This window comes from Amycolatopsis sp. NBC_01286 (assembly GCF_035982555.1).
GTDB lineage: Bacteria > Actinomycetota > Actinomycetes > Mycobacteriales > Pseudonocardiaceae > Amycolatopsis.
Genome location: NZ_CP108428.1, coordinates 10,052,240 through 10,073,192 on the forward strand (window position 1 = coordinate 10,052,240; position 20,953 = coordinate 10,073,192).

The window sequence follows — 20,953 nt, forward strand, 5'->3', positions numbered from 1 at the left end:
TTGGTCGACGGCTCACGGAATTCAGGCGGGAACGCGAAGATCGGCCAACTCAGCCAAGGCGGCGAAAGAATCGAGACGCGCCGTTTGGTCGTAGGCCGCCGTCGTCGAGAGGACTTCGTCGGCCGCGGTGGTCTCGACCAGTGCGCCCAGCCAGTCGGCGGCTTCGGCCGGGGTGCCGGAGATCTGGCCGTCCAGGGTCTCCTCCAGGCGGCGGCGTTCGCGGTCGGTCATCGGCAGGGCCAGGACCTCCGCGGGCGGGGACAGCGGCGGGAAGACGCCGTGGGAGCGCGAATAGACCGTCGCCCAGGCCTCCGAGACGAGCAGGCGCCGGGCGTCGGCCGCCGTCTCCGCGACGGCGATGGCCGTCGAGACCACGACGTACGGCTCCTCCGCCCACGCCGACGGCCGGAACCCGTCGCGATAACGCGTGACGGCTTCTTTCAGGGCCTGTTCGCCGCGGACCGGCGCGATCACCAGCGGCAGTCCCAGCTCGGCGGCGAGGTCCGCACCGGAGCCGGTGGCCAGCAGGAACGGCGCGACGCGGGCACCCTCGGCCGGGTAGGCGTGCACGCCGGGATAGCCGTGGCCGCCGGTGAAGAACCCGAGCAGCTCCCGCACCTGCGCGCCGAAGTCGTCGGCGGCGTCCTTGCCGTGGCCGAGCGCCTCGCGGACCCCGCCGGTGAACCCGACCGAACGGCCCAGCCCCATGTCGATCCGGCCCGGGTGCAGCGCTTCGAGGACGCCGAACTGCTCGGCGACGACCAGCGGGCGGTGGTTCGGCAGCATCACGCCGCCGGTGCCGACGCGGATCCGCGACGTCGCCCCGGCGACGGCCGCGGCCAGCACGGTCGGCGCGGACCCGGCGACCCCGGGCACGCTGTGGTGCTCGGACACCCAGAAGCGGTGGTAGCCCAGCCGTTCGACGCCGGCGGCGAAGGCGACGGTGTCCCGCAGCGCCCGCGCCGGGGTGCTGCCGCGCCGCACGGGCGAACGGTCGAGCACGGAAAGCTTCACACCGGGTGCAACGCCCGGCGCGCGACGGGATTCCCGTCAGGGGCGCCAGCGCTCGCTGTAGTCCGCGTGGTCGGCGTAGGGCAGCGCCAGCAGGCGCAGCGTGAGGCACCAGTTCGAGCCGGCCTCGTCGGCGGGCACGTGGCAGGTCTCACACCAGTATTCGCTGCCGTAGAGCGGAAAGCCGGGGACCTTCTCGGACACCGTCGTGCGGTGGGCGAGCAGGATCCGCCGGGTCGCCTCGATCTCGTTGATCATCTGGTTGACGGCGTCGAGGTCCAGGTCGGTCAGCCCGCGGATCCGCTGCTCCACGGCGACCTTCGTCTCGCCGCGGTTCATCGTGTCGCCGCCCTTGGCCTTGTTGACGGCCTGCATGATCAACGCCTGCCGCGCGCCCACGCGCGCGGCGAGGAATGCGATCAGGTCGTCCACGAAGGGCCTCCCTCTGGTCGAGCCCGCCCCCGGCATTGTCCCGGGGAGTCGTCGATTCGGGACCGCACGTTACGCCGTTCGAGTCCATGATCGTGACGCCGAACTCGGCCGTGCAACATTTGTGACCCTATAGGCGACACCGCGCGCTTGGGTGATCACTCCGCGTTCTTTTCGGGCGGGAAACCGATAAAGGTTTTGACCACTTTCGCCGAGCGCGAGTGGCGCCCGGCACCCCTGTGGCGATGGTTACAACCCGCGCGGGACGCCGCGAGTGCCGAAGCCGCCGCGCAAGAAGTGGCCGTGGGCCGTCGCCGCGCTGGTCGCCCTGCCGCTGCTGGTGGCCGGTATCGCCGTGGTGGTCGTGGTCGGCAAGGCCGCCTCCGGCCCGTGCCTGGACAAGGCGCAGCAGGCCCCGTGCGTGGGCCCCGGCGGGACGTGGGTGTCGGCCGACGGCCAGGTGCGCCCGCGCGATGCCGTCGCTCCCGCGACCACCAGCCCGTCCATCCCCGAGCTGGTCGCGCCGACCAGCACCGAGCCCCTGCTGCCGGAGCCGGCGGCGAAGGACTACTCCGTCGCCCTCAGCGTCGTGTCCAAGCAGTGCTTCGGCTCCGCGGGCTGCAACGTCGTCGTCGAACCGAAGCTCAGCATGCTCGGCGCGAGCACCCTGCTCTGGGACTGCGACATCACCTACAGCATCTCGGGGGACGACTCCGGCGAGCTGATCGAGACCGCCTACTCCCAGGGCGGTTCCTCCTACCGCGTCGACCGCACCGTCATGTCCACCAAGAGCACCAAGGTCGCGCCCAAGGCGACCGTGACCGGTGTCAGCTGCCGGAAACCCTGAGTCAGGCCTCCGGCTCCGGGCGGGCCTTGCTCGGCTGGACCCGCTTCGGCTCCCCCGGCATCTTCGGATAGTCCGGCGGATACGGCAGATCCCCGAGCCCGTGGTCGCGCAGGTCGCGCTCGTACCACTCCAGGGCCGTCTCTAGGCCGTACGCCTTGTCGTCCAGGTGTGCGTGCAGGTCGCCGTGCTCGGCCAGGAAGTCCGGGACCGTGAGGACGTCGAAGTCGTCCGCGTCGACCTCGGGCAGCATGTCCCACGTCAGCGGGGTGGAGACCGTCGCTCGTGGGGTGCCGCGGACCGACCAGCTCGACGCGACCGTGCGGTCGCGGGCCGCCTGGTTGTAGTCGAGGAAGACGCGGCCGCCGCGTTCCTCCTTCCACCAGGCGATCGTCGCCTTGTCCGGGATGCGGCGCTCGACCTCGCGGCCCAGCGCGATCACCGCGTGGCGCACCTGGACGAAGTCCCACTCCGGGCGGATCCGGACCAGCACGTGCACGCCGCGGCCGCCGGACGTCTTCGGGTAGCCCGTCAGCCCGGCGGCCTCCAGCACCTCGCGGACGACCTGCGCGACCTCGACGGCGTCGGCGAACCCGGCGCGGTCCGGCGGGTCGACGTCGATCCGCAGCTCGTCCGGGTGATCGACGTCCGGGCGCCGCACCGGCCACGGGTGGAAGTCGAACGTGCCGAGGTTGGCCGCCCACGCGAACACGGCCGGCTCGGTCGGGCACACCTCGGCGGCCTTGCGGCCCGAGGGGAACGTGATCTCGGCGGTCTCCACCCAGTCCGGCGCGCCCTTCGGCAGGCGCTTGGCGTAGAACCAGTCGCCCTCGACGCCGTCGACGTAGCGCTTCAGCGTCGTGGGCCGCTCGCCGATCGCGCGCAGCAGCGGCTCGCCGACCGCCAGGTAGTACTCGACGACCTGCCGCTTGGTGATGCCGCGCTGCGGGAAGTACACCTTGTCCGGGCTGGAGACGCGGACGCTGCGCCCGCCCACCTCGTAGGTCACCGGGTCACCGTGCTTGGGCATGCGGCCACGCTAGCGGTGATCGCGCCGCCCGGCCCGCGTGAGTTTCCCGCCGAAACGACCCGGGGAACCGACGCTGTAGCCTCGAACGGGTGTCCGGCCGCACCAAGCTGATCGTCGCGCTCGCCGTGCTCGCCCTCTTCGCGGCGGCCGCGGTGCTGTTGCCGATCCCGGGGCCGGCCGAGCTGCGCGCCTGGGCAGCGGCCACCGGCCCGGCCACTCCGCTCATCCTGTTCGTCGCGTACTCGCTGCTCACCGTGATCCCGATCCCGCGGACGGTGTTCAACCTCGCGGCCGGCCTGCTGGTCGGCACCGCGGCCGGGATCGCGATCGGGCTCGTCGCCACCACCATCGCGGCCGGCCTGTCGTTCGGGCTGGCCCGGCTGCTCGGCCGGGACCTCATCACCCGGCACCTGCACCGCACGTCGGTGCGGGCGGTCAACGACCGGCTCTCCGACGGTGGCGTCCTGGCCATCACGTCGCTGCGACTCATACCCGTAGTGCCCTTCGCGCCCTTCAGTTACCTCTGCGGGGTGTCGTCCGTACGGCTGACCCCGTATCTGGCGGGTACGCTGCTGGGAAGCGTGCCCGGCACCGTCGCGGTGGTCGTGCTCGGGGACGTCTTGACCGGCGACACGCCGCCCGCGCTGCTCGCCTGTTACGGCGTCTTCGCGCTGGCCGGGGCGATCGGGCTGGTCAGGGTGTTCCGGAAACGGGCGCCGGTGGAGCCGGTACCCGAACCGGAGCCCGCCGGTCCGGCTGGCTGACGCGAACAGCACACGGCCGCCCGCTACACTCGATCGGGTGCGCGAAGCGGGTACGCGCTGAGCAGGGTCACCATCACCGGGAATTTCGTCAGGAGCAGTCGCCATCGACACCGGTCAGCTGATCGCGGGGCACTACCGCCTCGTCGAGCACGTCGGAAGCGGTGCCATGGGAGTCGTGTGGCGCGCGACCGACGTGCGCCTCGAGCGCACCGTGGCGATCAAGCAGATCCTGCCCCAGCCGGGCGTCTCCGAGACCGAGCGCGACAACATGCGCCAGCGCGCCATGCGCGAGGCGAAGAACGCCGCCCGGTTCCAGCACCCGAACGCCATCGTGGTGTTCGACATCGCCGAGCACAACGGCGACCCGTGCCTGGTCATGGAGTACCTCAACGGGCCGAGCCTCTCCACGATCCTCTCCGAGGAGGGCACGCTGCCCCTCGGCCGGATCGCGCGGATCGGCGAGCAGGTGGCGTCGGCGCTGGTCGCCGCGCACCGCGCCGGGATCGTCCACCGCGACGTCAAGCCCGGCAACATCCTCATCGACGAGACCGGCACCGCGAAGATCACCGACTTCGGCATCTCGCGCGCGGCCGGCGACATGACGCTGACGGCGACCGGCCTGATCGGCGGCACGCCCGCCTACCTGGCGCCCGAGCTGGCGCGCGGCGCCGACCCGGTGCCCAGCTCCGACGTCTTCGCCCTCGGCGCGACCCTCTACCAGGCCATCGAGGGCACCACGCCCTACGGCAACACGACCAACCAGCTCGCACTGCTCTACGCGGCCGCGAACGGCCAGATCAACCCGCCGGTGCAGGCGGGCGGGGCCACTGCGCTGCTGATGAGCCTGCTGCGCAGCGAACCGGGCGAGCGCCCGTCCATGGCCGAGGCCCGCGAACGGCTGGCCGCGCTGGCCCGGACCGAGCCGGGCGGCATGTCGGCGTCACCGCCGCTGCTCTCGGGTGGCGGGGGCCGCAGGCCCGCCGCTCCCCCCGCGGACAGCGGCGACCGTCCGCCGTGGCAGCGCTCCGACCAGCAGCAGCAGGCTCCGCCGTCACCGCCGGTCGGCACGCCGGTGCCCGCGGGCAAGGCGCCGTCGAACCCGCCGCGCCCGACCGCCGCGTTCATGCCGATGCGGTCCGCGGCCGCGCCGCCGAACACCCCGCCCAGGCCGGTGCCCGCGGCTTCGGCGCCGTCGGCCAGGGCGCCCCAGTACTCGTCGGGCACGGCCAAGCCGGACAACAAGCGCAAGTACGCGATCTTCGCCGGCGCGGGTGCCGCGGTCGTCGTGGTCGCCGTGATCATCTTCCTGATGGTCAACTCCGGCAGCGGCGGCACGGGCGGCGACCAGACCGCGCAGTCCCCGGGCGCGCCGACCAGCGCACCCGGCACCGCGCCGAAGAGCACCGGCGCCCCGAGCGCCACGGACGCCCCCGCCGGTCTGGGCAAGACCGCGCCGGAAGGCAAGATCAGCGACTACGGCGCCGCCGGCCGCGCGCTCACCGCGTTCTACGACAGCCCGTCGAGCGGCTGGTCGAAGCTCACCCAGGCCGCGCAGCAGGTGTACGGCGGCGAGCAGGCCTTCACCGACTACTGGTCGAGCAACAAAGCCCCCAACTACAGCACGGCCCGCGCCGACAGCGGCGGCGCCAACTCCGACGGCTCGATCACGATGAACCTGACGGTCAACGGGGTCCGCAGCGGTTACCGGATCGTCACGGTCGGCGGTCAGATGCTCATCGACGCCGACACCAGGCTCCCCGGCTCGGCCTCCCGCTAGTGAGACTTAACGCGCCGCTGGTGGGCTGAGCGGTCCCGATGGCCTACCGTGGTGGTATGGCCGAGAGCGGAGCTTCGCCGCCGGGCGGGAACCCTCGCTTCCACGAGGACCTGGTCGGGCTGGACCCGTTTGACCCGGAGGCGCGCGCGTTCGCCGAGCACCTCGACCGGATCGAACGATCCGGTCCGAACTTCACGATCGAAGCCGCGCTCGACGGCGTCGCCGACTTCGCCGATTCCAGCAACCGCCTCGGTGGCCTGCGCTACTGGGTGTCCGCCCTGATCGTCGTGCTCATCGTCCTGGGAGTGATAGTCGCCGCATGGGACATCGTGGTGCACGCCCTCGCGTGGCTCGCGGCGTAACGTGGATCGGGTGAAAGGTATGAAACCCGTTGTCGGCGCCACCCCTCGCGTCGTGAAGTCCGAGCAGGAATGGCGGGCGGAGCTGGGCCCGGAGGAGTACGCCGTACTCCGCCAGGCCGGCACCGAACGGCCGTTCACCGGCGAGTACACCGACACCAAGACGACCGGCGTCTACGCCTGCCGCGCCTGTGGTGCCGAGCTGTTCCGCAGCGACACGAAGTTCGAGAGCCACTGCGGCTGGCCGTCGTTCTACGACCCGGCCGACTCCGACGCCGTCCTGCTCCGGGAAGACCGGGCCATGGGCATGAAGCGGATCGAGGTGCTCTGCGGCTCCTGCCACAGCCACCTCGGGCACGTCTTCGAAGGCGAGGGGTACGCGACCCCGACCGACCAGCGCTACTGCATCAACTCGATCTCCCTGAAACTGGAACCGCAGGCCTAAATCGCAGTCCTAAATCCTCCTTAAGCCGGCAACCCTCCGCCCTTCCTCGAACGTAGTCTCCGCACACGGACGAGGGAGGGCGGAGTCATGACCGACACGTGGGGCATTCCCGGACCGCTGTTCACGGGCCTCTACCTGGGCCTGCTTCTCATTCCCCTGCTCTACGCGGTGGTGCGCACCAGCCTGCTGGCGCGTGGCCACGCGGGCGGGGCACCCCGGAGCGTCGAAGAGCTGGCCCTGCTGACGGGCGGGCCCGACCGCGTCGGCGAGGTCGTCGTCGCGGGGCTGCTGGAGCGCCAGTTCGTCCGGATGGACGGCACCGGCCGGCTGCACCGCGTCACGGGCCGGCCGGCGGACGAGCTGGGCCGCATCGCGGTCGACCGCGTCGGCAAGACCGGCAGCTCGGTCGACCGGGTGCGCACCGCCCTCTCCCAGCACCGGTCGGTGACCGAGCCGGCGGCCGGGCTGGTCGGCCGCGGCCTGCTCGCCGACACGCGGAAACTGCGGCTGACCTGGACCACCACGTCGATCGCGTACTGGGTGCTGATCGCGCTCGGCATCGCGCGGCTGGTCGCCGGGGCGAGCACCGGCCACGCCGTCGGCTACCTGCTCGGACTGCTCGTGCTGAACGTGGTCGCGGTGGTCGCCGTCACCGTGCGGGCCGCGAACGCGCCCGAGGCGAAGGCCACCGGCGCCGGGCGGATGGCCGTCGAAGAGGCCCGCCGGGCCGGGACGCTGCTCTCCGGCACGACCGGCGCCGTCGCGAGCGGCGGCCTCGCCGCCCACCCGGACAAGGACGTCCGCACGGCCGTCACCCGGGCCACGCACGCCGCCGCCAAGACCTACGAGCGCCGGGCACGCCGCTCGCGCTGGGCGAACGCCGGGGGCGGCGCGGCCGTCGGTTACTACGGCGGCAGTTCCTGCGGTGGGGGCGGCAGCTCCTGCGGCGGCGGTGGCGGTGGCGGCGGGTGTGGTGGCGGCGGTGGCGGCGGGGGCTGCGGCGGTTGAAACGCCGACGCGACCTGCTGCGTCTCACAGCTACGGTAACCGGCATCAACTGAGGGGAGACGGGCGATGGACGACCCGTGGGGCATCTCGGGACCCGATTTCGTGGTCCTCTACATCGCGCTGCTGGGCGCGGTCCTGCTGATCCGGCTCGTCGTGTCCGGCGTCATGGCCGGCCGCGCGATGCGCGCCGACCACGCCCAGCCCGGCCCGACGCCGAGCGTCTACCAGCTCGCGTTCCTGGCCGGCGGCCCGGACCGGGCGACCGACGCGGCGATCGCGGCGCTGGTCGAACGCGGCCAGCTGCGGGTCAACAGCTACCGGCAGATCAGCCAGGCCGGCGCGCGGCCGGTCGAGCCGCTGGAGCAGGCGGTCGCCGACGTCGCGCAGCTGAAGACGACCGCGACGATCCGGGCGAAGGTCCGCGGCTCCGCGGCCATGCGGGCGCTGGAGGACGGCCTCGACCAGCGGGGGCTGCTGACGTCGGCCGCGGCGCGGCGCCAGGCCCGGACGTTCGGCCTGGTCCTGCAGCTGGCCGTGCTCGCGCTCGGCGTGATCCGGCTGCTCAACGGCATCTCGCTGGGCCGGCCGGTCGGTGTCCTGGTGTTCCTGGTGCTGATCGCGGCCGTGCTGACGATCGTGGCCGCGGTCCGGCGGAACAAGGCCGGCATGCGGCAGCCGTCGGCCGCGGGACACCGCCTGCTCGGCCAGGCGCGCGCGGCGGCGTCCGGGCCGGTGCCGGCCGGAGCGCTCGCGGGCGGCGTGCTGCTCGGCGGCGCCGTGGCCGCGGTCGCCCTCGGCGGCCTGGCGATGTACCCGGACGAAGAGCTGAGCGCGGCCTTGATGCCGCCCGCGGGCGCGGTCGGCGGCGGTGGGTCGTCGGGGTCGTCGTGCAGCAGCGGGTCGTCGTGTTCGAGTTCGTCGTCGTGCAGCAGCGGTTCTTCGTGCGGTGGCGGCGGTGGCTGCGGAGGCGGGGGCTGCGGTGGGTGAGCTCGGCATCGGGATCGGCTGGCGGCACGAGCTCGACCTGTCCATCGCCCGGCTCCCGGGCGTGGACTGGGTCGAGGTCGTGGCCGAGAACCTGCACCACGACAACCTCCCGGAGACGCTCGTCGCGTTGCGGGAGCGCGGTCTGCCAGTGCTGCCGCACGCCGTCTCGCTCTCGCTCGGCGGGGCCGAGCCGCTCGACACCGGGCGTGTCCAGCACCTCGCGGAGATCGCGCGGGCGCTGGACGCGCCGCTGGTCAGCGACCACGTCTGCTTCGTGCGCGCGGGCGGGCTCGACTCCGGGCACCTGATGCCGCTCCCCCGCACCCGGGAGGCGCTGGACGTGCTGGTCGCGAACGTGCGGCTCGCGCAGTCCATTGTGGACGTCCCGTTCGCGCTGGAGAACATCGCGGCGGTGCTGGAATGGCCGCACGCCGAGCTCACCGAAGAACAGTTCCTCACTGAGCTCACCGAGCGGACGGACTGCCGGCTGATCATCGACGTCGCCAACCTGTACGCCAACGCCCGCAACATCGGCACCGACCCGGAGGCGTTCCTCGACGGCATCCCGTGGGAGCGCCTGGCGTACGTGCACATGGCGGGCGGCATCGAGCGCGACGGCGTCTACCACGACACGCACGCGCACCCGGTGCTGCCGGAAGTCCTCGCGCTGCTCGAGGAACTCCGCCGCCGGACGGACCCGCCGGGAGTCCTGCTGGAACGCGACGACGACTACCCGAGCGACGCCGAGCTGGCGGCGGAGCTGGCCGCGCTCCGGGCGGCGGTGACGGTGTGAGCCGCGAGGAGCTGGCGGCGCGGCAGGCGGAGCTGCTGCACGCCCTCTTGGCCGGCGGCGAGCCCCCGCCGGGTTTCGACCCTTCGCGGTTGAAGGTGGAGGCGAACGTGTTGCGCCGCAAGCACGGCAAGGTGCTGGCCTACCAGCGCCCGGAGCTGGCGGAGACGCTGGGCGAGCGGTACGGGCCGTTGTTCGCGGAGTTCGCGGCGGGCCGCCCGAAGAAGGCCACGGAGCATTCGCACGCGTACGCGGACGAGTTCGTCACGTGGCTGATCGCGGCGGGCCACCTGCCGAAACCCAAGCGGGGCCTGGTTTCCCGGCTCCGACGCCGCTAGCCGGCGCGCCGGCCGCCGTCGAAACGGCTCAGCCGGGCGGCGGCCGGAGGCCGTCCATCAGCAGGTCCAGCAGGCGACCGGCCTTGGCTTCCTGCTCGGGCCGGGGCGCCACGGTGAAGATGCCGATGAGGGAAGCGGCGATGTCCTCGGCGGTGACGTCGGCGCGGAGGTCGCCCGCCGCGCGGCCGGCGTCGAGGATCGTGGTGATGGCCGTCAGCAGCTCGGTCCGGGTCTGCGCGTGGGCGATCTCGCCGGCGTCGATCATCGCGAGCAGCGTGTCGAGCATGCCGTTCTTGGTCGCGATCCAGTCCCCGAACAGGTCCATCCAGCGCCGCATCGCGGCGGCCGGCGGCAGCGTTCCGGTCAGCTCGCGGGCGCCGGTCGTGAGCCGGCCGACCTGGTCGCGGTAGACCGCGTCGACCAGCGACTCGCGGGTCGGGAAGTGCCGGTAGAGCGTGGCGATGCCGACCCCGGCCTCACGGGCGATCGCCCGCATCGACGGCTCGGCGTCCGCCGTCACGAACACCCGGGTCGCCACCGCGAGCAGCTGGTCACGGTTGCGGGCCGCGTCCGCCCGCGGCACGCGTGTCTCCGCCTCAGCCAAAACGGATCACGCTCCGGTTGTGTTAGGGTCGTCCATGGAAACGGAGCATAGTCCGTTTCACCGCGTTCCCTGACCCGAGGAGACAGACGTCCATGCAAGAACAGAGCAGGGCGGTCCGGCTCGACGCCTTCGGCGGCCCCGAAGTCCTCGACGTCCGTGAGGTTTCCGCTCCGCAGGCCGGCCAGGTCCGCGTGCGGGTCAGCGCGGCCGGCCTGAACCCGATGGACTGGATCATGACCGCCGACGCAGACACCGCCGCCCGGTTCGGCCTGAGCCTGCCGGCCGGGTTCGGCACCGACTACGCGGGCGTGGTCGACCAGGTCGGCGCCGGGGTGACCGGCTTCGCCCCCGGCGACCGGGTGTTCGGGGGCGCGTTGTCCCGCGCGGTCGCCGACTTCGTGGTGATCGAGCCGGCCGGGGCGATCGCGGCGAACGAGGCCCACCACACCCCCGACGGCGTCGACGACCGCACCGCCGCCACCCTCACGATCGCCGGCCGCACGGCCTCCGCCGCCCTCGCCGTGGTCGCCCCGGGCCCGGTCGACACCGTGCTGATCGGCGGCGCGGCGGGCGGGGTCGGGGTGTTCGCCGTCCAGCTGGCCCGGATCGCCGGAGCGCGCGTGATCGGGACGGGATCGGCGTCGTCGGCCGATTTCCTGCGCGATCTCGGCGCCGAGCCGGTCGTCTACGGCGACGGCCTGGCCGACCGGGTCCGGGCCCTCGTGCCCGGCGGCGTCACCGCCGCCATCGACCTGCACGGGACGGAGACGGTGCACGTCGCACGGGATCTCGGCGTGCCGGACGGCCGCATCTGCACCGTCGCCGCGCAGGTCGACGGCGTGTCGGCGGCCAACGGCGCGAACGCCGCTCCCGGCGCCCTGGAAGAGCTCGCCCGCTTGGTCGCGGCGGGCCGGCTCCGGGTGCCTGTCGGGGCGAGCTTCCCGATCGGGCAGATCCGCCGCGCGGCCGAGCTGCAGGCCGGGCGGCACGTGCACGGCAAGGTCGTCATCGACCTCTAGGTCACGGCGTCCAGGTCGGCTTGTCGACACCCGGGGTGCGCGTCCCGAAGTCCCAGTGCGGTTCCGCGCCCGGCAGGCCGCCCGCCATCCGGACCCGGGTCAGCCGGCCGTAGCCGCTGTCGGTCTCCTCCAGCAGGTCGCTGAAGTCCACTTCGGACGACGCAGGATCCTTGCGGCCCAGGGAATCCAGCCAGCGGCCGGTGCCCGCGAGGGACAGCCGGACCCGCCAGGTGCCGCCGTCGGTGACCTGGCGGCGCAGGGCCGTCATGATCGCCGCCGCGGCGAGCCAGCCCGTGCCGTGGTCCAGCGCCTGGACCGGGAGCGGCGACGGCCCTTCCTCGCCCCACGCGATGCCGTTCGACATCTGGACCAGGCTGTCGAACCCGCGCCGCCGGGCCCAGGGGCCTTCCCAGCCGTAGGCGCTCAGGTCGGCGATCACCAGGCCCGGTCGCAGCTCGGCCAGATCCGCGGGGCCGAAGCCGATCCGCTCGAGCGCGCCCGGGCGGAACGACTGCACGAGCACGTCGGCGCGGCTGATCAGCTTCTTGAGCCGCGCGCGGCCGCCTTCGGTGTCGAGGGCGACGAACGCGGATTTCTTGCCCTGCCCGGTGTCCCGCACGAGCGTCTCGACACGCGGCAGGTGCGCGGCCCCGACGTGCAGGACGTCGGCGCCGTGCGCGGCGAGCACCCGGCCGGCCACCGGGCCGGCGAGGACGTGCGTCAGCTCCAGCACGCGGACGCCGCCGAGCGGGCGGTCCGAGTAGAACAACGTCCGCTTCGGCGCTTCGCCGATCGGCGCGAGGTCCACGAGCGGCAGCGAAGCCACCGCTTCGCCCTGCGGGTGCGCCGCCCAGTCCTCGGGCGAGCGCAGCTCCGCGGCCGCTCCCCCGGCGCTGACGACGGCGTGCTCGACCTCGCGCGCGATGCGCCCGGCGACCGTCTTCGTCACGACGTCGCGGCTGCCGGGGACGCCGAGTCCCCAGCACACCGCGGCTTCGTGACGCGGGTAGTTGCAGTGCAGGCGGACCCAGCCGTCGGTCGTGCGGTAGTTGCCCGACAGCGGCGCCCAGACGGACTCGGGCTCGGTGCCTTCGACGCGCGAGAAGGCTTCGCTCGCGAAGGCCGCCGCCGCGTGGCGGGTGTCCGCCGTGACGACGCCGGGGTCGATCTCGCGCAGCTTCAGCAGTTCGCCGGCGGCCAGGGTCGCCGCCGCGATGGTCGTGGTCGCGGCCGCCGCCACCCGGTACGGCCCGGGCAGCACATCTTCGGTCCCGGTCAGCTCGACCGGCCCCGGCGTCTCCCCGGTGAGGGTGTGCCAGACGCCGTCCAGGATCTCGGTCACTACGGCAGCGCCGCGACGAGCTCGGCGGGCGGCACGCGGGTGCCGGTGTAGAAGGGGATCTCTTCACGCACGTGCAGGCGCGCTTCGGTGCCGCGCAGGTGGCGCATGAGGTCGACGATCCGGTGCAGCTCGTCGGCCTCGAAGGCGAGGATCCACTCGTAGTCGCCCAGCGCGAACGACGCGACGGTGTTGGCGCGCACGTCCGGGTAGTCGCGGGCTTCCTTGCCGTGGTCGGCGAGCATCTTGCGGCGCTCGTTCTCCGGCAGCAGGTACCACTCGTAGGAGCGGACGAAGGGGTAGACGCAGATGAACTTGCGGGCCTCTTCCCCGGCGAGGAACGCGGGGATGTGGCTCTTGTTGAACTCGGCGGGCCGGTGCAGCGCGGTCTGGCTCCAGACCGGCGTCGACGCGCGCCCGAGCGGCGTCCGCCGGAACCCGGCGTAGGCGGCCTGGACCTGCTCGATCTCCTCGGCGTGCCACCAGATCATGTAGTCGGCGTCGGCCCGCAGGGCGGAAAGGTCGTAGACGCCGCGGACGACCACGCCCTTGGCCTCGAGCCCGTCGAGGTACTCGGTGGTCTCACGACCGGCGGTCCCGCGGTCCTCACCCAGCCTGCCGGGCTCGATCCGGAAGACCGACCACGTGGTGTACCGGATGGTGTCGTTGAGCTCGCTGAAGTTGACCCGCGCCATACGTCCATCCTGTCACCGAGGCCCGCAGGGCGCCCCCACGGGTAGCCGTGAGAGCACTCACGCGGAAAGGTGCGCCGCCACCCGCTGTGCGGCCGCTTCGGCCGTCGCCACGCACGCCGGCAGCCCGACGCCGTGCAGGGTCGCGCCCGCCACGGCCAAGCCCGGGATCCCGGCGATCGCCTTCTCGATGCGCTCCACCCGCTCCAGGTGACCGGTGCCGTACTGCGGCAGGCCGCCACCCCAGCGGGTCACCAGCGTCTCCACCGGTTCCGCCGTGACGCCCGTGAGGCGCGCGAGGTCGTCGCGGACCACGCGGACCAGCTCGACGTCGTCCGCCTTCAACGCGCCCAGCTCGCCGAAGCGGCCCACCGAGCCGCGGACCAGGACCGGGCCCGTGCCGAAGTGCGCCCACTTGCGCGAAGAGAACGTGAACGCCTTCGCCGCGTACGGCACGCCCGCCGCGTCACGCTCGCCTTGGCCGATCAGGATTCCCGACGCCGCGGGCAGCTCCGTGCCGGGCGGCAGGGCCAGCGCGACCACCGCCATCGACGCCAGCTCGACCTCGCCGAACGCCGCCGACGCCGCGGGCACCAGGTCCGCGAGCAGGCGGCGGGCCGACGGCGCGGGCACCGCGAGGACCACCGCGTCGGCGTCGATCGTGTTCTCCGCGGGCGCGTGCGCGGTCGGCGCCGCGCCGATCCGCAATCGCCAGCCCGTTCCGTGCCGCTCGATGTCGCACACCGGCAGCCCGGTCCGCAGGTCGGCGCCGGACAGCTCGGTCAGCCGGTCGACGACCGTGCCCAGGCCGCCGGGAACCGTGCCGAACACCGGGGCCGAGCTGGGTGACGCGGGCAGCTGGGACGCGGCCGCCGCGGTCAGCGAACCCGCGCCGGCGGCCACCGCCGCGGCCAGGCCCGGCATGGTCGCGCGCAGGCCGAGGCCGTCGGCCCCGCCCGCGTAGACGCCGCCCAGCAGCGGGTCGACCAGCCGGTCGACCAATTCGTCGCCGAACCGCTCGCGCAGCAGCGGCCCCAGCGGCACGTCCCCGCCCGGCAGCCGCAGCTCCGGCAGCGAAGCCTCGGCCTCGACCGCGCGGCGCCCCGCCTCCGACAGCACGCCGGCGACCGACTCCGCCGATGCCGGGACACCCATCACGGTGCCCGGCGGCAGCCCGGTCACGGTGCCGCCGGCGTGGATCTTCGCGCGGGCGCCGGTCGGGTGGACGACGTCGAGGCCCAGCTCGCGGACCAGCGCGAGCATCTCGGGCCGGCGGGCGAGGAACGCCTCCGCGCCGACGTCGTAGGGCACGCCGGCCAGCTCGGCCGTGCGCAGCTTGCCGCCCGGGGTCCGGGTCTTCTCGAAGACGACGATCTCGGCGCCGGCGCCGAGCAGCTGCCGCAGCCGGTACGCCGCGGTCAGGCCGGAGATGCCCGCCCCGACGACGGCGACCCGCGTCACAGCTCGTGCACCAGCCCGGCCACGCGGGTCAGGACCTCGGGATCGACGCTGGGGAGCACGCCGTGGCCCAGGTTGAAGATGTGGCCGTCGGCGGCGCGCCCCTCGGCGACGATGCGGCGCACCTGGGCCTCGAGCACCGGCCAGGACGCGTACAGCAGCGCCGGGTCCAGGTTGCCCTGCACCACGGCCTTGCCACCGAGCCGCCGGACGGCTTCGTCGAGCGGGATCCGCCAGTCGACGCCGACGACGTCCGCGCCCGCGTCGCGCATCGCGGGCAGCAGCTCGCCGGTGCCGACGCCGAAGTGGATCCGGGGGACGCCGTAGGCGGCGACGCCGTCGAGGACCTTCGCCGAGTGCGGCAGCACGAACTCGCGGTAGTCCCGCTCGGACAGCGCGCCGGCCCAGGAGTCGAACAGCTGGATCGCGTCGACGCCGGCGTCGAGCTGCGCGCGCAGGAAGGTCAGCGCGATGTCGGCCAGCCGGCCGGCCAGCTCGTGCCACACCGCCGGCTCGGAGTGCATGAGCGCCTTGGTGTGCTCGTGGTTGCGGCTCGGGCCGCCCTCGATGATGTAGCTGGCCAGGGTGAACGGCGCGCCGGCGAAGCCGATCAGCGGTGTGTCGCCGAGCCGCTCGACCAGCAGCGCGATGCCGTCGGCGACCTTGCCGACCTGGTCGGGGACCAGCTCCGGCAGCGCCTTCACGGCGGCCAGGTCGCGCACCGGCGTCGCGACCACGGGACCGGTGCCCGGGACGATGTCGATGTCGACCCCGGCGGCCTTGAGCGGCACGACGATGTCGCTGAACAGGACCGCGGCGTCGACCTCGTGCCGCCGGACCGGCTGCAGCGTGATCTCGGCGAGCATCTCGGGGTCGAAACAGGCGTCGAGCATCGCCACGCCCTCGCGCAGCGCGCGGTACTCGGGCAGCGACCGCCCGGCCTGGCGCATGAACCAGACGGGCGTGCGCGCCGGGCGTTCGCCGCGCGCGGCGGCCAGGAACGGGGCTTCGGGCAGCTCGCGGCGGGCGGACGCGGGGGTCCGCTGCGGCAGAGGCGTGGTGGGAGACATCGTCTTCAATCGTGCCACGAGCCCGGTGGGGCCCTTCTCTCGGCGCGCCTCCGCCCGCAACAGGGCGTGCCCGCCCTAAAGTCGATGCGTGACCGCGACGACTCCAGTGCCCGAACTCTTCCGCGAAGCCGTCGCGTCGCTGCAGTCCGTCCGGCCCCGCCGGGAGGTGCTGCTCGAGCGGATGCGGGCGCCGCAGCGGCTCGCACCGTTCTCCTACGCGGTGAGCTGTGAGGTCGCCGGCCCCGCCGACGTGCTGGCCTCGGGCCGGCTGGTCCTGCTGCACGACCCGGACGGCCAGGAAGGCTGGGACGGTGTCCTGCGCCTCGTCATGTACGTGCGCGCGGAGCTGGACCGCGAACTGGCGACCGATCCCTTCCTCCCCGGCGTCGGCTGGTCGTGGCTGACCGACGCCCTCGAGGTGTCCGGCGCGAACTGGAAGGCACTGGGCGGCACGGTCACCGAGACGTCGTCGGCCCGCTTCGGCGACATCTCCGGCCCGGCCCGCACCGACGACCTCGAGCTGCGGGCGTCCTGGACGCCCGCCGACGGCGCGCTGCTGCCCCACGGGCAGGCGTTCTGCCAGGTGATGGCGAGCGTCGTCGGCCTGCCGCCGGTCGGCGTGACGCTCTTCGGGCAGCGCCAGAACTCCTGAGCCGCGCCCTGCGGCCGTCCGGGCGACAGTCACGAGCGGAACCGCGACGCCGGGTCCTTCGCGAGCGTCCGCCGGGTCGCGTCTTGTACGAATGTGAGCAAAATTCGCGTCCGTCGAACGACGGCCAACCCCGGGCGGCCCGTTCGACGGCCGCTCAGCGGGCCGTCACGCGGTCGGAGTGGTCTATACAACACAAGACCCCGGCGGACCACCCGGAGCGTTCCCGAGGTCATTTCACGTCTCGCGCGGATGCCCCCGTTCGTGAGACAACGCCGTCACGCAGTGCGACAAGATCAACTTGCCCCGCGAACGCCGCCGGAACCGGTGAACACCCTTCACGGGATACGGACAGTCACCACGGGCAGCTGCGAAAGCCCTTCTGAAGCCGTTTCACGAAGTTGATCATGCCCCGGCCGAGACCGCTTTCCGGAGCAGTCGGACCCCCGTGGAGCCCCCGGTCGGCGGACGCACTGGAAGGTGCACGGCCCATCTGCACGGCCATTTGGGCGCCGGTAACTTCTTTGCATCGTGTTCGCTGGGCTATCCGTTAGCAACCGGCCGTGTACTAGCCCGATCGTGTTACCACGAACTCCCTGAGTGACTGTTCGTTTGAGATAGATACCCATTCGATCCCCCCGCAGCGGCCTCAGGGCGGCTACAGTGCCTTCGACGACACCACTTTCGGTCTAAAGCTGGCGCGGCTGAACGGCCGAAGGTCCCGGTGCCGGTCGGGGGGCACGACCGACTCCAGGGAGGTAGTGACGTGGCTACCGTCGGCATTTCTCAGGCCGTCCGATCCACGCCAGCCGGTGCTTTGCCGGCGAGCATGGTTCCGCACCCGCGGGAAGAGCTTTTTTCCGTGTTGGTGGTCGATGACCACCCGCTGTTGAGGGAGGCAATCGCAGCAAGACTCGCACAGATGGGTGCGGGTACCGTTCACGAAGCCGCCACGGTGGCCGAAGCGAGGGCGCGAGCACAGGCCACAGGGCCCTGTGACCTGGCGATCCTCGATCTCGGACTGCCGGACGGCAGCGGCATCGAACTGGTTACGGAACTTCGTAGCCACGGGTGGCCGCGCGTGGTGGTTCTCGCATCTTCGGACGACCCGTACGCGGTCCGCTCGGCCTTCCAGGCCGGGGCCCAGGCGTACCTGCTGAAGTCCGCGTCGCCGGTCGTAGTGACCGATGGCGTGCGGCGCGTGCTCGAAGGCGGCGTTTACGCCGACCCGAGCGTGGCTCCGGTGCTCGCCACCGGGACCCGCGTCGCCGGCACCGACAACACCCCGCGCGAGCTTTCCGCTCGTGAGGTGGAGGTGCTCCAGCTGGTCGCCGACGGACAGTCCAACAAGGAGATCGGCGAGGAACTTTCCCTCTCCGCCCTCACCGTCAAGTCCCACCTGTCTCGCATCGGGCGCAAGCTCGGCACGGGCGACCGGGCTCAGATGGTTGCGCTGGCCATGCGAGCCGGCGTCATCCGCTGACGGATAGACGAACCTCCCCACGGGGCGGGCGCACCAGGCGCGGTACGCCCGTCCCGTAGGGTCGTCAACCATGGAAAGCGCAGAAGCCGAGGACGCCGGGATGGAGATCGAGTCCGCAGGCGGACCCGTGCTGCTACGCGAGCCCGCCGAGGGCACACCTCCGGTGGTCACCGACCGGGCCGCACTGCTCGAAGCCTGTGAGCGGCTCGCCGCGGGCACCGGGGCCGTCGCCGTCGACACCGAACGCGCGTCCGGCTACCGGTACTGGCCCAAGGCCTATCTCGTCCAGCTGCGGCGTGAGGGTTCCGGCACGGTCCTGATCGACCCGACCGAGCTCGACGACCTCACCCCGCTGAAGAACGTCCTCAACTCCCTGGAGTGGGTGCTGCACGCCGCCTCCCAGGACCTCCCCTGTCTCGCCGAGCTGGACCTGCACCCGGCGGCGCTGTTCGACACCGAACTCGCCGGCCGCCTCGCGGGCTACGAGCGGGTCGCGCTCGGGACGCTCGTCGAGCTGCTGCTCGGTTACACCCTCGAAAAGGGGCACAGCGCGGCCGACTGGTCGAAGCGGCCCCTGCCGGTCGACTGGCTGAACTACGCCGCCCTCGACGTCGAGCTGCTCATCCAGCTGCGCGAAAAGCTGGAAGCGGAGCTGGGCGCCCAGGGCAAGCTGGAGTGGGCGCAGCAGGAGTTCGACGCCGTCCGCACCGCGCCGCCGCCCGCACCGCGGGCCGAGCCGTGGCGCCGGACGTCCGGGGTGCACAAGATCCGCAACCCGCGCGGTCTCGCCGTGGTGCGCGAGCTGTGGCAGGCGCGTGACGAGCTGGCCCGCAAGCGCGACCGCGCGCCGAGCCGGATCCTGCCGGACAGCGCGATCATCAACGCTGTCACGGCCGACCCGAAGACGGTCGAGGAGCTGCAGGCGCTGCCGGTGTTCAGCGGCCGCGTCCAGCGCAAGTACACCGCGAGCTGGCTGCGGCACCTGCAGGCGGCCAAGGCGCTGCCGGCGAGCGAGCTGCCGTCGCCGTCGCAGTCCACCGACGGCCCGCCGCCGGTGAACCGCTGGGCGGACAAGGACCCGGACGCCGCGGCCCGGCTGTCGGCGGCCCGTGCGGCCCTGTCGGCGATCGCGGAGGACCGCCGGCTGCCGGTGGAGAACCTGCTGCTGCCGGACCTGGTCCGCCGCACCTGCTGGCGGCCCCCGGCCCAGCTGGACGAGGACACCGTCGCCGACGTCCTGCGCGCGGGCGGAGCCCGCCCGTGGCAGGTCGAGCTGACGGCGTCCGCGCTGAGCAAGGCCCTGCACGCCGCCGCGGCTTCCTGACGCTAGTTCGCTGCCTCGCGGGCCGCGGCCAGGGCATCGGCCATCCGGAGCGTCTTCGGGTGGCCGGGTCCCAGCACCAGCTCGAACCCTTCGACCGTGTACTCGTACGCGACGACGGCGTCGGCCCATTCTTCGCGCCGGAAGTGCACCCGGGCCACCACGCTCTGGGCCCACAACAGCACCGGGTGGCCGGGCGGGAACGGCGCCGCCGCCAGGACGGCCCGCGCGTAGTGGTCCGCGTCGGCGAGGCGGTCGGTCTCGGCCAGCGCCCGGCTCAGCAGCAGGCGGGACTCCCACGTGAGCCGGTCTTCGGGACCGGGGAAGACCAGGCGCTCCTGCAGCCTGGATCTCGCGGCGGACGGCCTGCACCTGCGCGTTCAGCCCGAGCCCGGCTTCCCGCAGCGTCTGCTCCGCTCGTCGAACCGGCCCAGTTCCGCCTGCGCACAGGCAATCCACACCAGGAACTCCGGGTCGCTGTCGAGCAGAGCGCGCTAGGCGTCGATCGCCGCCGCGTACCGGCCCGCCCGGTGCAGCGTGCTCGCCGCCGCGACACGACAGTGGCGGATCATCGGGTGTTCCTGGCCCAGGATGTAGGCGAAGGCCCCTTGCAGCCAGGCGTGCAGCGCCAGCGCTTCGTCCGGCCGACCGGACCTCTCACAGCAATGGGCGATGCTCCACCAGGACGCCAGCGTGCACCGGTGCCGCGCGCCGAGTACCCGGCCCTGGTCCGCGACCAGCTCCCGCAGCCACGCCTCGGTGGCCGGGTCCCGGAGTTCGAACAGCCGTTCCGCGATGTCCTGCCGCAGCTATTCGGTCGGCGTCGCCAGGAGGGCGTGGCCCCGCGCTCGCAGCTCTTCGGTCGGCTCCGGCAGTCCGGCCAGCCGGACGACGCCGTCGGCGCCTTCGCGGGTGTGGGCCTCGACGTCCAGTTCCGGGTCGTCGCGGCGGATCACCGCGATGCTCTCCACCAGGCCGAAAACGAGGTCCGTGCGGACGGCCGCCGGGACGACGCCCGCTGCCGCGAGCAGGTCGCCGTAGGCCGCCTTCAGCTCCGCGCGCTCGGCGCGGAAGCGGGCCAGGTTGGGCGAGCTGACCTCGGGCAGCAGGTACAGCGCGCCCAGGTTGTGCCGGGCGCCGCCGAGCAGGCCGATGTCCGCGTAGGCCAGGGCCCACAGCCGGACGGCCACCGGCGCGTCCCCGGCGACCAGCTGCGCGGCCAGGACCAGCGACGGCCGGACCGTCCCGGCCAGCAGCGCGGCGAGGATGTCCTCCTTCGCCGGGAAGTGGTAGTAGAGCGACGCCTGGCGCAGCCCGGCCCGCTCGGCGATCGCGCGGGTCGTCGTCGCCGCGTAACCGGCTCCGGTGAACAGCTCCCCCGCCGCGTCGAGCACGGCCTGCCGCGCGTCCGGGCGGTTCGCCGCCGCGCCACTCGCCCTGGGTCTGCCGACCCCCGCCCCTTTGACCACGGCGTTGATCCTGCCAGGTCCCCTTCCCGCACCTGATCACCGAGGTGGCGTTACGGCCGCGTCTCCC

General features: G+C 73.1%; 23 protein-coding genes. 13 read left to right on the forward strand and 10 right to left on the reverse strand.

The window, feature by feature from the left end; all coding sequences use genetic code 11:
- Nucleotides 1–21: 21 nt before the first annotated feature.
- Nucleotides 22–1,014 carry an LLM class flavin-dependent oxidoreductase gene (locus tag OG570_RS45280; protein WP_326954773.1) on the reverse strand — a complete coding sequence of 331 codons (993 nt, stop codon included), beginning with the start codon at nucleotides 1,012–1,014 and terminating at the stop codon, nucleotides 22–24.
- A gap of 36 nt (nucleotides 1,015–1,050) precedes the next feature.
- Complete coding sequence (locus tag OG570_RS45285) at nucleotides 1,051–1,443, reverse strand: DUF6221 family protein (protein WP_247049063.1); 393 nt, start codon at nucleotides 1,441–1,443, stop codon at nucleotides 1,051–1,053.
- A gap of 271 nt (nucleotides 1,444–1,714) precedes the next feature.
- On the opposite strand from OG570_RS45285, the gene OG570_RS45290 reads away from it, so the two are divergent.
- On the forward strand, nucleotides 1,715–2,287 hold the full coding sequence (locus tag OG570_RS45290; protein ID WP_326954774.1) for a hypothetical protein: 573 nt from the start codon (nucleotides 1,715–1,717) through the stop codon (nucleotides 2,285–2,287).
- Between the two features lies 1 nt (nucleotide 2,288).
- On the opposite strand, the gene ligD is transcribed toward OG570_RS45290, so the two are convergent.
- Nucleotides 2,289–3,314 (reverse strand): non-homologous end-joining DNA ligase, encoded by a 1,026-nt coding sequence (gene ligD / locus OG570_RS45295; RefSeq protein WP_326954775.1) that lies wholly within the window; start codon nucleotides 3,312–3,314, stop codon nucleotides 2,289–2,291.
- A gap of 89 nt (nucleotides 3,315–3,403) precedes the next feature.
- On the opposite strand from ligD, the gene OG570_RS45300 reads away from it, so the two are divergent.
- The 8 genes from OG570_RS45300 to OG570_RS45335 all read left to right on the forward strand — a co-directional run bounded on the left by OG570_RS45300 (nucleotide 3,404) and on the right by OG570_RS45335 (nucleotide 9,782).
- On the forward strand, nucleotides 3,404–4,078 hold the full coding sequence (locus OG570_RS45300) for a TVP38/TMEM64 family protein (RefSeq protein ID WP_326954776.1): 675 nt from the start codon (nucleotides 3,404–3,406) through the stop codon (nucleotides 4,076–4,078).
- Nucleotides 4,079–4,196: 118 nt separating this feature from the next.
- Entirely contained in the window at nucleotides 4,197–5,855 is a 1,659-nt protein-coding gene (locus tag OG570_RS45305) for a serine/threonine-protein kinase (protein ID WP_326960339.1), read from the forward strand.
- A gap of 56 nt (nucleotides 5,856–5,911) precedes the next feature.
- Nucleotides 5,912–6,217 carry a hypothetical protein gene (locus OG570_RS45310; RefSeq protein ID WP_247049058.1) on the forward strand — a complete coding sequence of 102 codons (306 nt, stop codon included), beginning with the start codon at nucleotides 5,912–5,914 and terminating at the stop codon, nucleotides 6,215–6,217.
- Between the two features lie 19 nt (nucleotides 6,218–6,236).
- The gene (gene msrB, locus OG570_RS45315) at nucleotides 6,237–6,659 is read left to right on the forward strand and encodes a peptide-methionine (R)-S-oxide reductase MsrB (RefSeq protein ID WP_326947740.1); all 423 of its coding nucleotides are present in this window, start codon (nucleotides 6,237–6,239) and stop codon (nucleotides 6,657–6,659) included.
- An 87-nt stretch (nucleotides 6,660–6,746) separates the two neighbouring features.
- Nucleotides 6,747–7,667 carry a TIGR04222 domain-containing membrane protein gene (locus OG570_RS45320; RefSeq protein ID WP_326954777.1) on the forward strand — a complete coding sequence of 307 codons (921 nt, stop codon included), beginning with the start codon at nucleotides 6,747–6,749 and terminating at the stop codon, nucleotides 7,665–7,667.
- 66 nt (nucleotides 7,668–7,733) lie between these two features.
- The gene (locus tag OG570_RS45325) at nucleotides 7,734–8,654 is read left to right on the forward strand and encodes a TIGR04222 domain-containing membrane protein (RefSeq protein ID WP_326947738.1); all 921 of its coding nucleotides are present in this window, start codon (nucleotides 7,734–7,736) and stop codon (nucleotides 8,652–8,654) included.
- On the forward strand, nucleotides 8,647–9,447 hold the full coding sequence (locus tag OG570_RS45330; protein ID WP_326954778.1) for a DUF692 domain-containing protein: 801 nt from the start codon (nucleotides 8,647–8,649) through the stop codon (nucleotides 9,445–9,447). Before OG570_RS45325 ends, OG570_RS45330 begins: the two co-directional genes overlap by 8 nt.
- Nucleotides 9,444–9,782, forward strand: coding sequence for a hypothetical protein (locus tag OG570_RS45335; RefSeq protein ID WP_326947736.1), 339 nt, complete (start codon nucleotides 9,444–9,446; stop codon nucleotides 9,780–9,782). Before OG570_RS45330 ends, OG570_RS45335 begins: the two co-directional genes overlap by 4 nt.
- Before the next feature lie 28 nt (nucleotides 9,783–9,810).
- Here the strand turns inward: OG570_RS45335 and OG570_RS45340 are convergent, their stop codons facing one another.
- The gene (locus OG570_RS45340; protein ID WP_326954779.1) at nucleotides 9,811–10,386 is read right to left on the reverse strand and encodes a TetR/AcrR family transcriptional regulator; all 576 of its coding nucleotides are present in this window, start codon (nucleotides 10,384–10,386) and stop codon (nucleotides 9,811–9,813) included.
- A 92-nt stretch (nucleotides 10,387–10,478) separates the two neighbouring features.
- Between OG570_RS45340 and OG570_RS45345 the strand changes: the two genes are divergently transcribed.
- Complete coding sequence (locus OG570_RS45345) at nucleotides 10,479–11,405, forward strand: NADP-dependent oxidoreductase (RefSeq protein ID WP_326954780.1); 927 nt, start codon at nucleotides 10,479–10,481, stop codon at nucleotides 11,403–11,405.
- A gap of 1 nt (nucleotide 11,406) precedes the next feature.
- Here the strand turns inward: OG570_RS45345 and OG570_RS45350 are convergent, their stop codons facing one another.
- From OG570_RS45350 to hemE, 4 genes are read right to left on the reverse strand one after another with little or no spacing between them, the layout of a single operon-like run.
- Nucleotides 11,407–12,747 carry a CoA transferase gene (locus tag OG570_RS45350; RefSeq protein WP_326954781.1) on the reverse strand — a complete coding sequence of 447 codons (1,341 nt, stop codon included), beginning with the start codon at nucleotides 12,745–12,747 and terminating at the stop codon, nucleotides 11,407–11,409.
- Nucleotides 12,747–13,439: a hydrogen peroxide-dependent heme synthase gene (gene hemQ / locus OG570_RS45355; protein ID WP_247049049.1), complete on the reverse strand. Its 693-nt coding sequence runs from the start codon at nucleotides 13,437–13,439 to the stop codon at nucleotides 12,747–12,749. The genes OG570_RS45350 and hemQ overlap by 1 nt, the downstream gene beginning before the upstream one ends.
- 57 nt (nucleotides 13,440–13,496) lie before the next feature.
- On the reverse strand, nucleotides 13,497–14,897 hold the full coding sequence (hemG, locus tag OG570_RS45360) for a protoporphyrinogen oxidase (RefSeq protein WP_326954782.1): 1,401 nt from the start codon (nucleotides 14,895–14,897) through the stop codon (nucleotides 13,497–13,499).
- Nucleotides 14,894–15,964: a uroporphyrinogen decarboxylase gene (hemE, locus tag OG570_RS45365; protein WP_326954783.1), complete on the reverse strand. Its 1,071-nt coding sequence runs from the start codon at nucleotides 15,962–15,964 to the stop codon at nucleotides 14,894–14,896. Before hemE ends, hemG begins: the two co-directional genes overlap by 4 nt.
- A gap of 88 nt (nucleotides 15,965–16,052) precedes the next feature.
- Here hemE and OG570_RS45370 point away from each other — a divergent pair, with 88 nt between their 5' ends.
- The 3 genes from OG570_RS45370 to OG570_RS45380 all read left to right on the forward strand — a co-directional run bounded on the left by OG570_RS45370 (nucleotide 16,053) and on the right by OG570_RS45380 (nucleotide 19,420).
- The gene (locus tag OG570_RS45370) at nucleotides 16,053–16,616 is read left to right on the forward strand and encodes a DUF3000 domain-containing protein (protein ID WP_326954784.1); all 564 of its coding nucleotides are present in this window, start codon (nucleotides 16,053–16,055) and stop codon (nucleotides 16,614–16,616) included.
- A gap of 763 nt (nucleotides 16,617–17,379) precedes the next feature.
- Entirely contained in the window at nucleotides 17,380–18,096 is a 717-nt protein-coding gene (locus tag OG570_RS45375) for a response regulator (RefSeq protein WP_033261886.1), read from the forward strand.
- A 100-nt stretch (nucleotides 18,097–18,196) separates the two neighbouring features.
- Complete coding sequence (locus OG570_RS45380) at nucleotides 18,197–19,420, forward strand: HRDC domain-containing protein (protein WP_442788357.1); 1,224 nt, start codon at nucleotides 18,197–18,199, stop codon at nucleotides 19,418–19,420.
- A 2-nt stretch (nucleotides 19,421–19,422) separates the two neighbouring features.
- Here the strand turns inward: OG570_RS45380 and OG570_RS45385 are convergent, their stop codons facing one another.
- Both OG570_RS45385 and OG570_RS45390 read right to left on the reverse strand, forming a co-directional pair.
- The gene (locus tag OG570_RS45385; protein WP_326954786.1) at nucleotides 19,423–19,569 is read right to left on the reverse strand and encodes a hypothetical protein; all 147 of its coding nucleotides are present in this window, start codon (nucleotides 19,567–19,569) and stop codon (nucleotides 19,423–19,425) included.
- A 657-nt stretch (nucleotides 19,570–20,226) separates the two neighbouring features.
- Nucleotides 20,227–20,886: a TetR/AcrR family transcriptional regulator gene (locus OG570_RS45390; protein ID WP_326954787.1), complete on the reverse strand. Its 660-nt coding sequence runs from the start codon at nucleotides 20,884–20,886 to the stop codon at nucleotides 20,227–20,229.
- Nucleotides 20,887–20,953 lie beyond the last annotated feature (67 nt).

Excerpts from the sequence above, each read along its gene's own strand:
- ligD (WP_326954775.1), bottom strand. The coding sequence starts at position 3,314 with ATGCCCAAGCACGGTGACCCGGTGACCTACGAGGTGGGCGGGCGCAGC.
- OG570_RS45310 (WP_247049058.1), top strand. The coding sequence starts at position 5,912 with ATGGCCGAGAGCGGAGCTTCGCCGCCGGGCGGGAACCCTCGCTTCCAC.
- msrB (WP_326947740.1), top strand. The coding sequence starts at position 6,237 with ATGAAACCCGTTGTCGGCGCCACCCCTCGCGTCGTGAAGTCCGAGCAG.
- OG570_RS45320 (WP_326954777.1), top strand. The coding sequence starts at position 6,747 with ATGACCGACACGTGGGGCATTCCCGGACCGCTGTTCACGGGCCTCTAC.
- OG570_RS45325 (WP_326947738.1), top strand. The coding sequence starts at position 7,734 with ATGGACGACCCGTGGGGCATCTCGGGACCCGATTTCGTGGTCCTCTAC.
- OG570_RS45345 (WP_326954780.1), top strand. The coding sequence starts at position 10,479 with ATGCAAGAACAGAGCAGGGCGGTCCGGCTCGACGCCTTCGGCGGCCCC.
- hemQ (WP_247049049.1), bottom strand. The coding sequence starts at position 13,439 with ATGGCGCGGGTCAACTTCAGCGAGCTCAACGACACCATCCGGTACACC.
- hemE (WP_326954783.1), bottom strand. The coding sequence starts at position 15,964 with ATGTCTCCCACCACGCCTCTGCCGCAGCGGACCCCCGCGTCCGCCCGC.
- OG570_RS45380 (WP_442788357.1), top strand. The coding sequence starts at position 18,197 with ATGGAGATCGAGTCCGCAGGCGGACCCGTGCTGCTACGCGAGCCCGCC.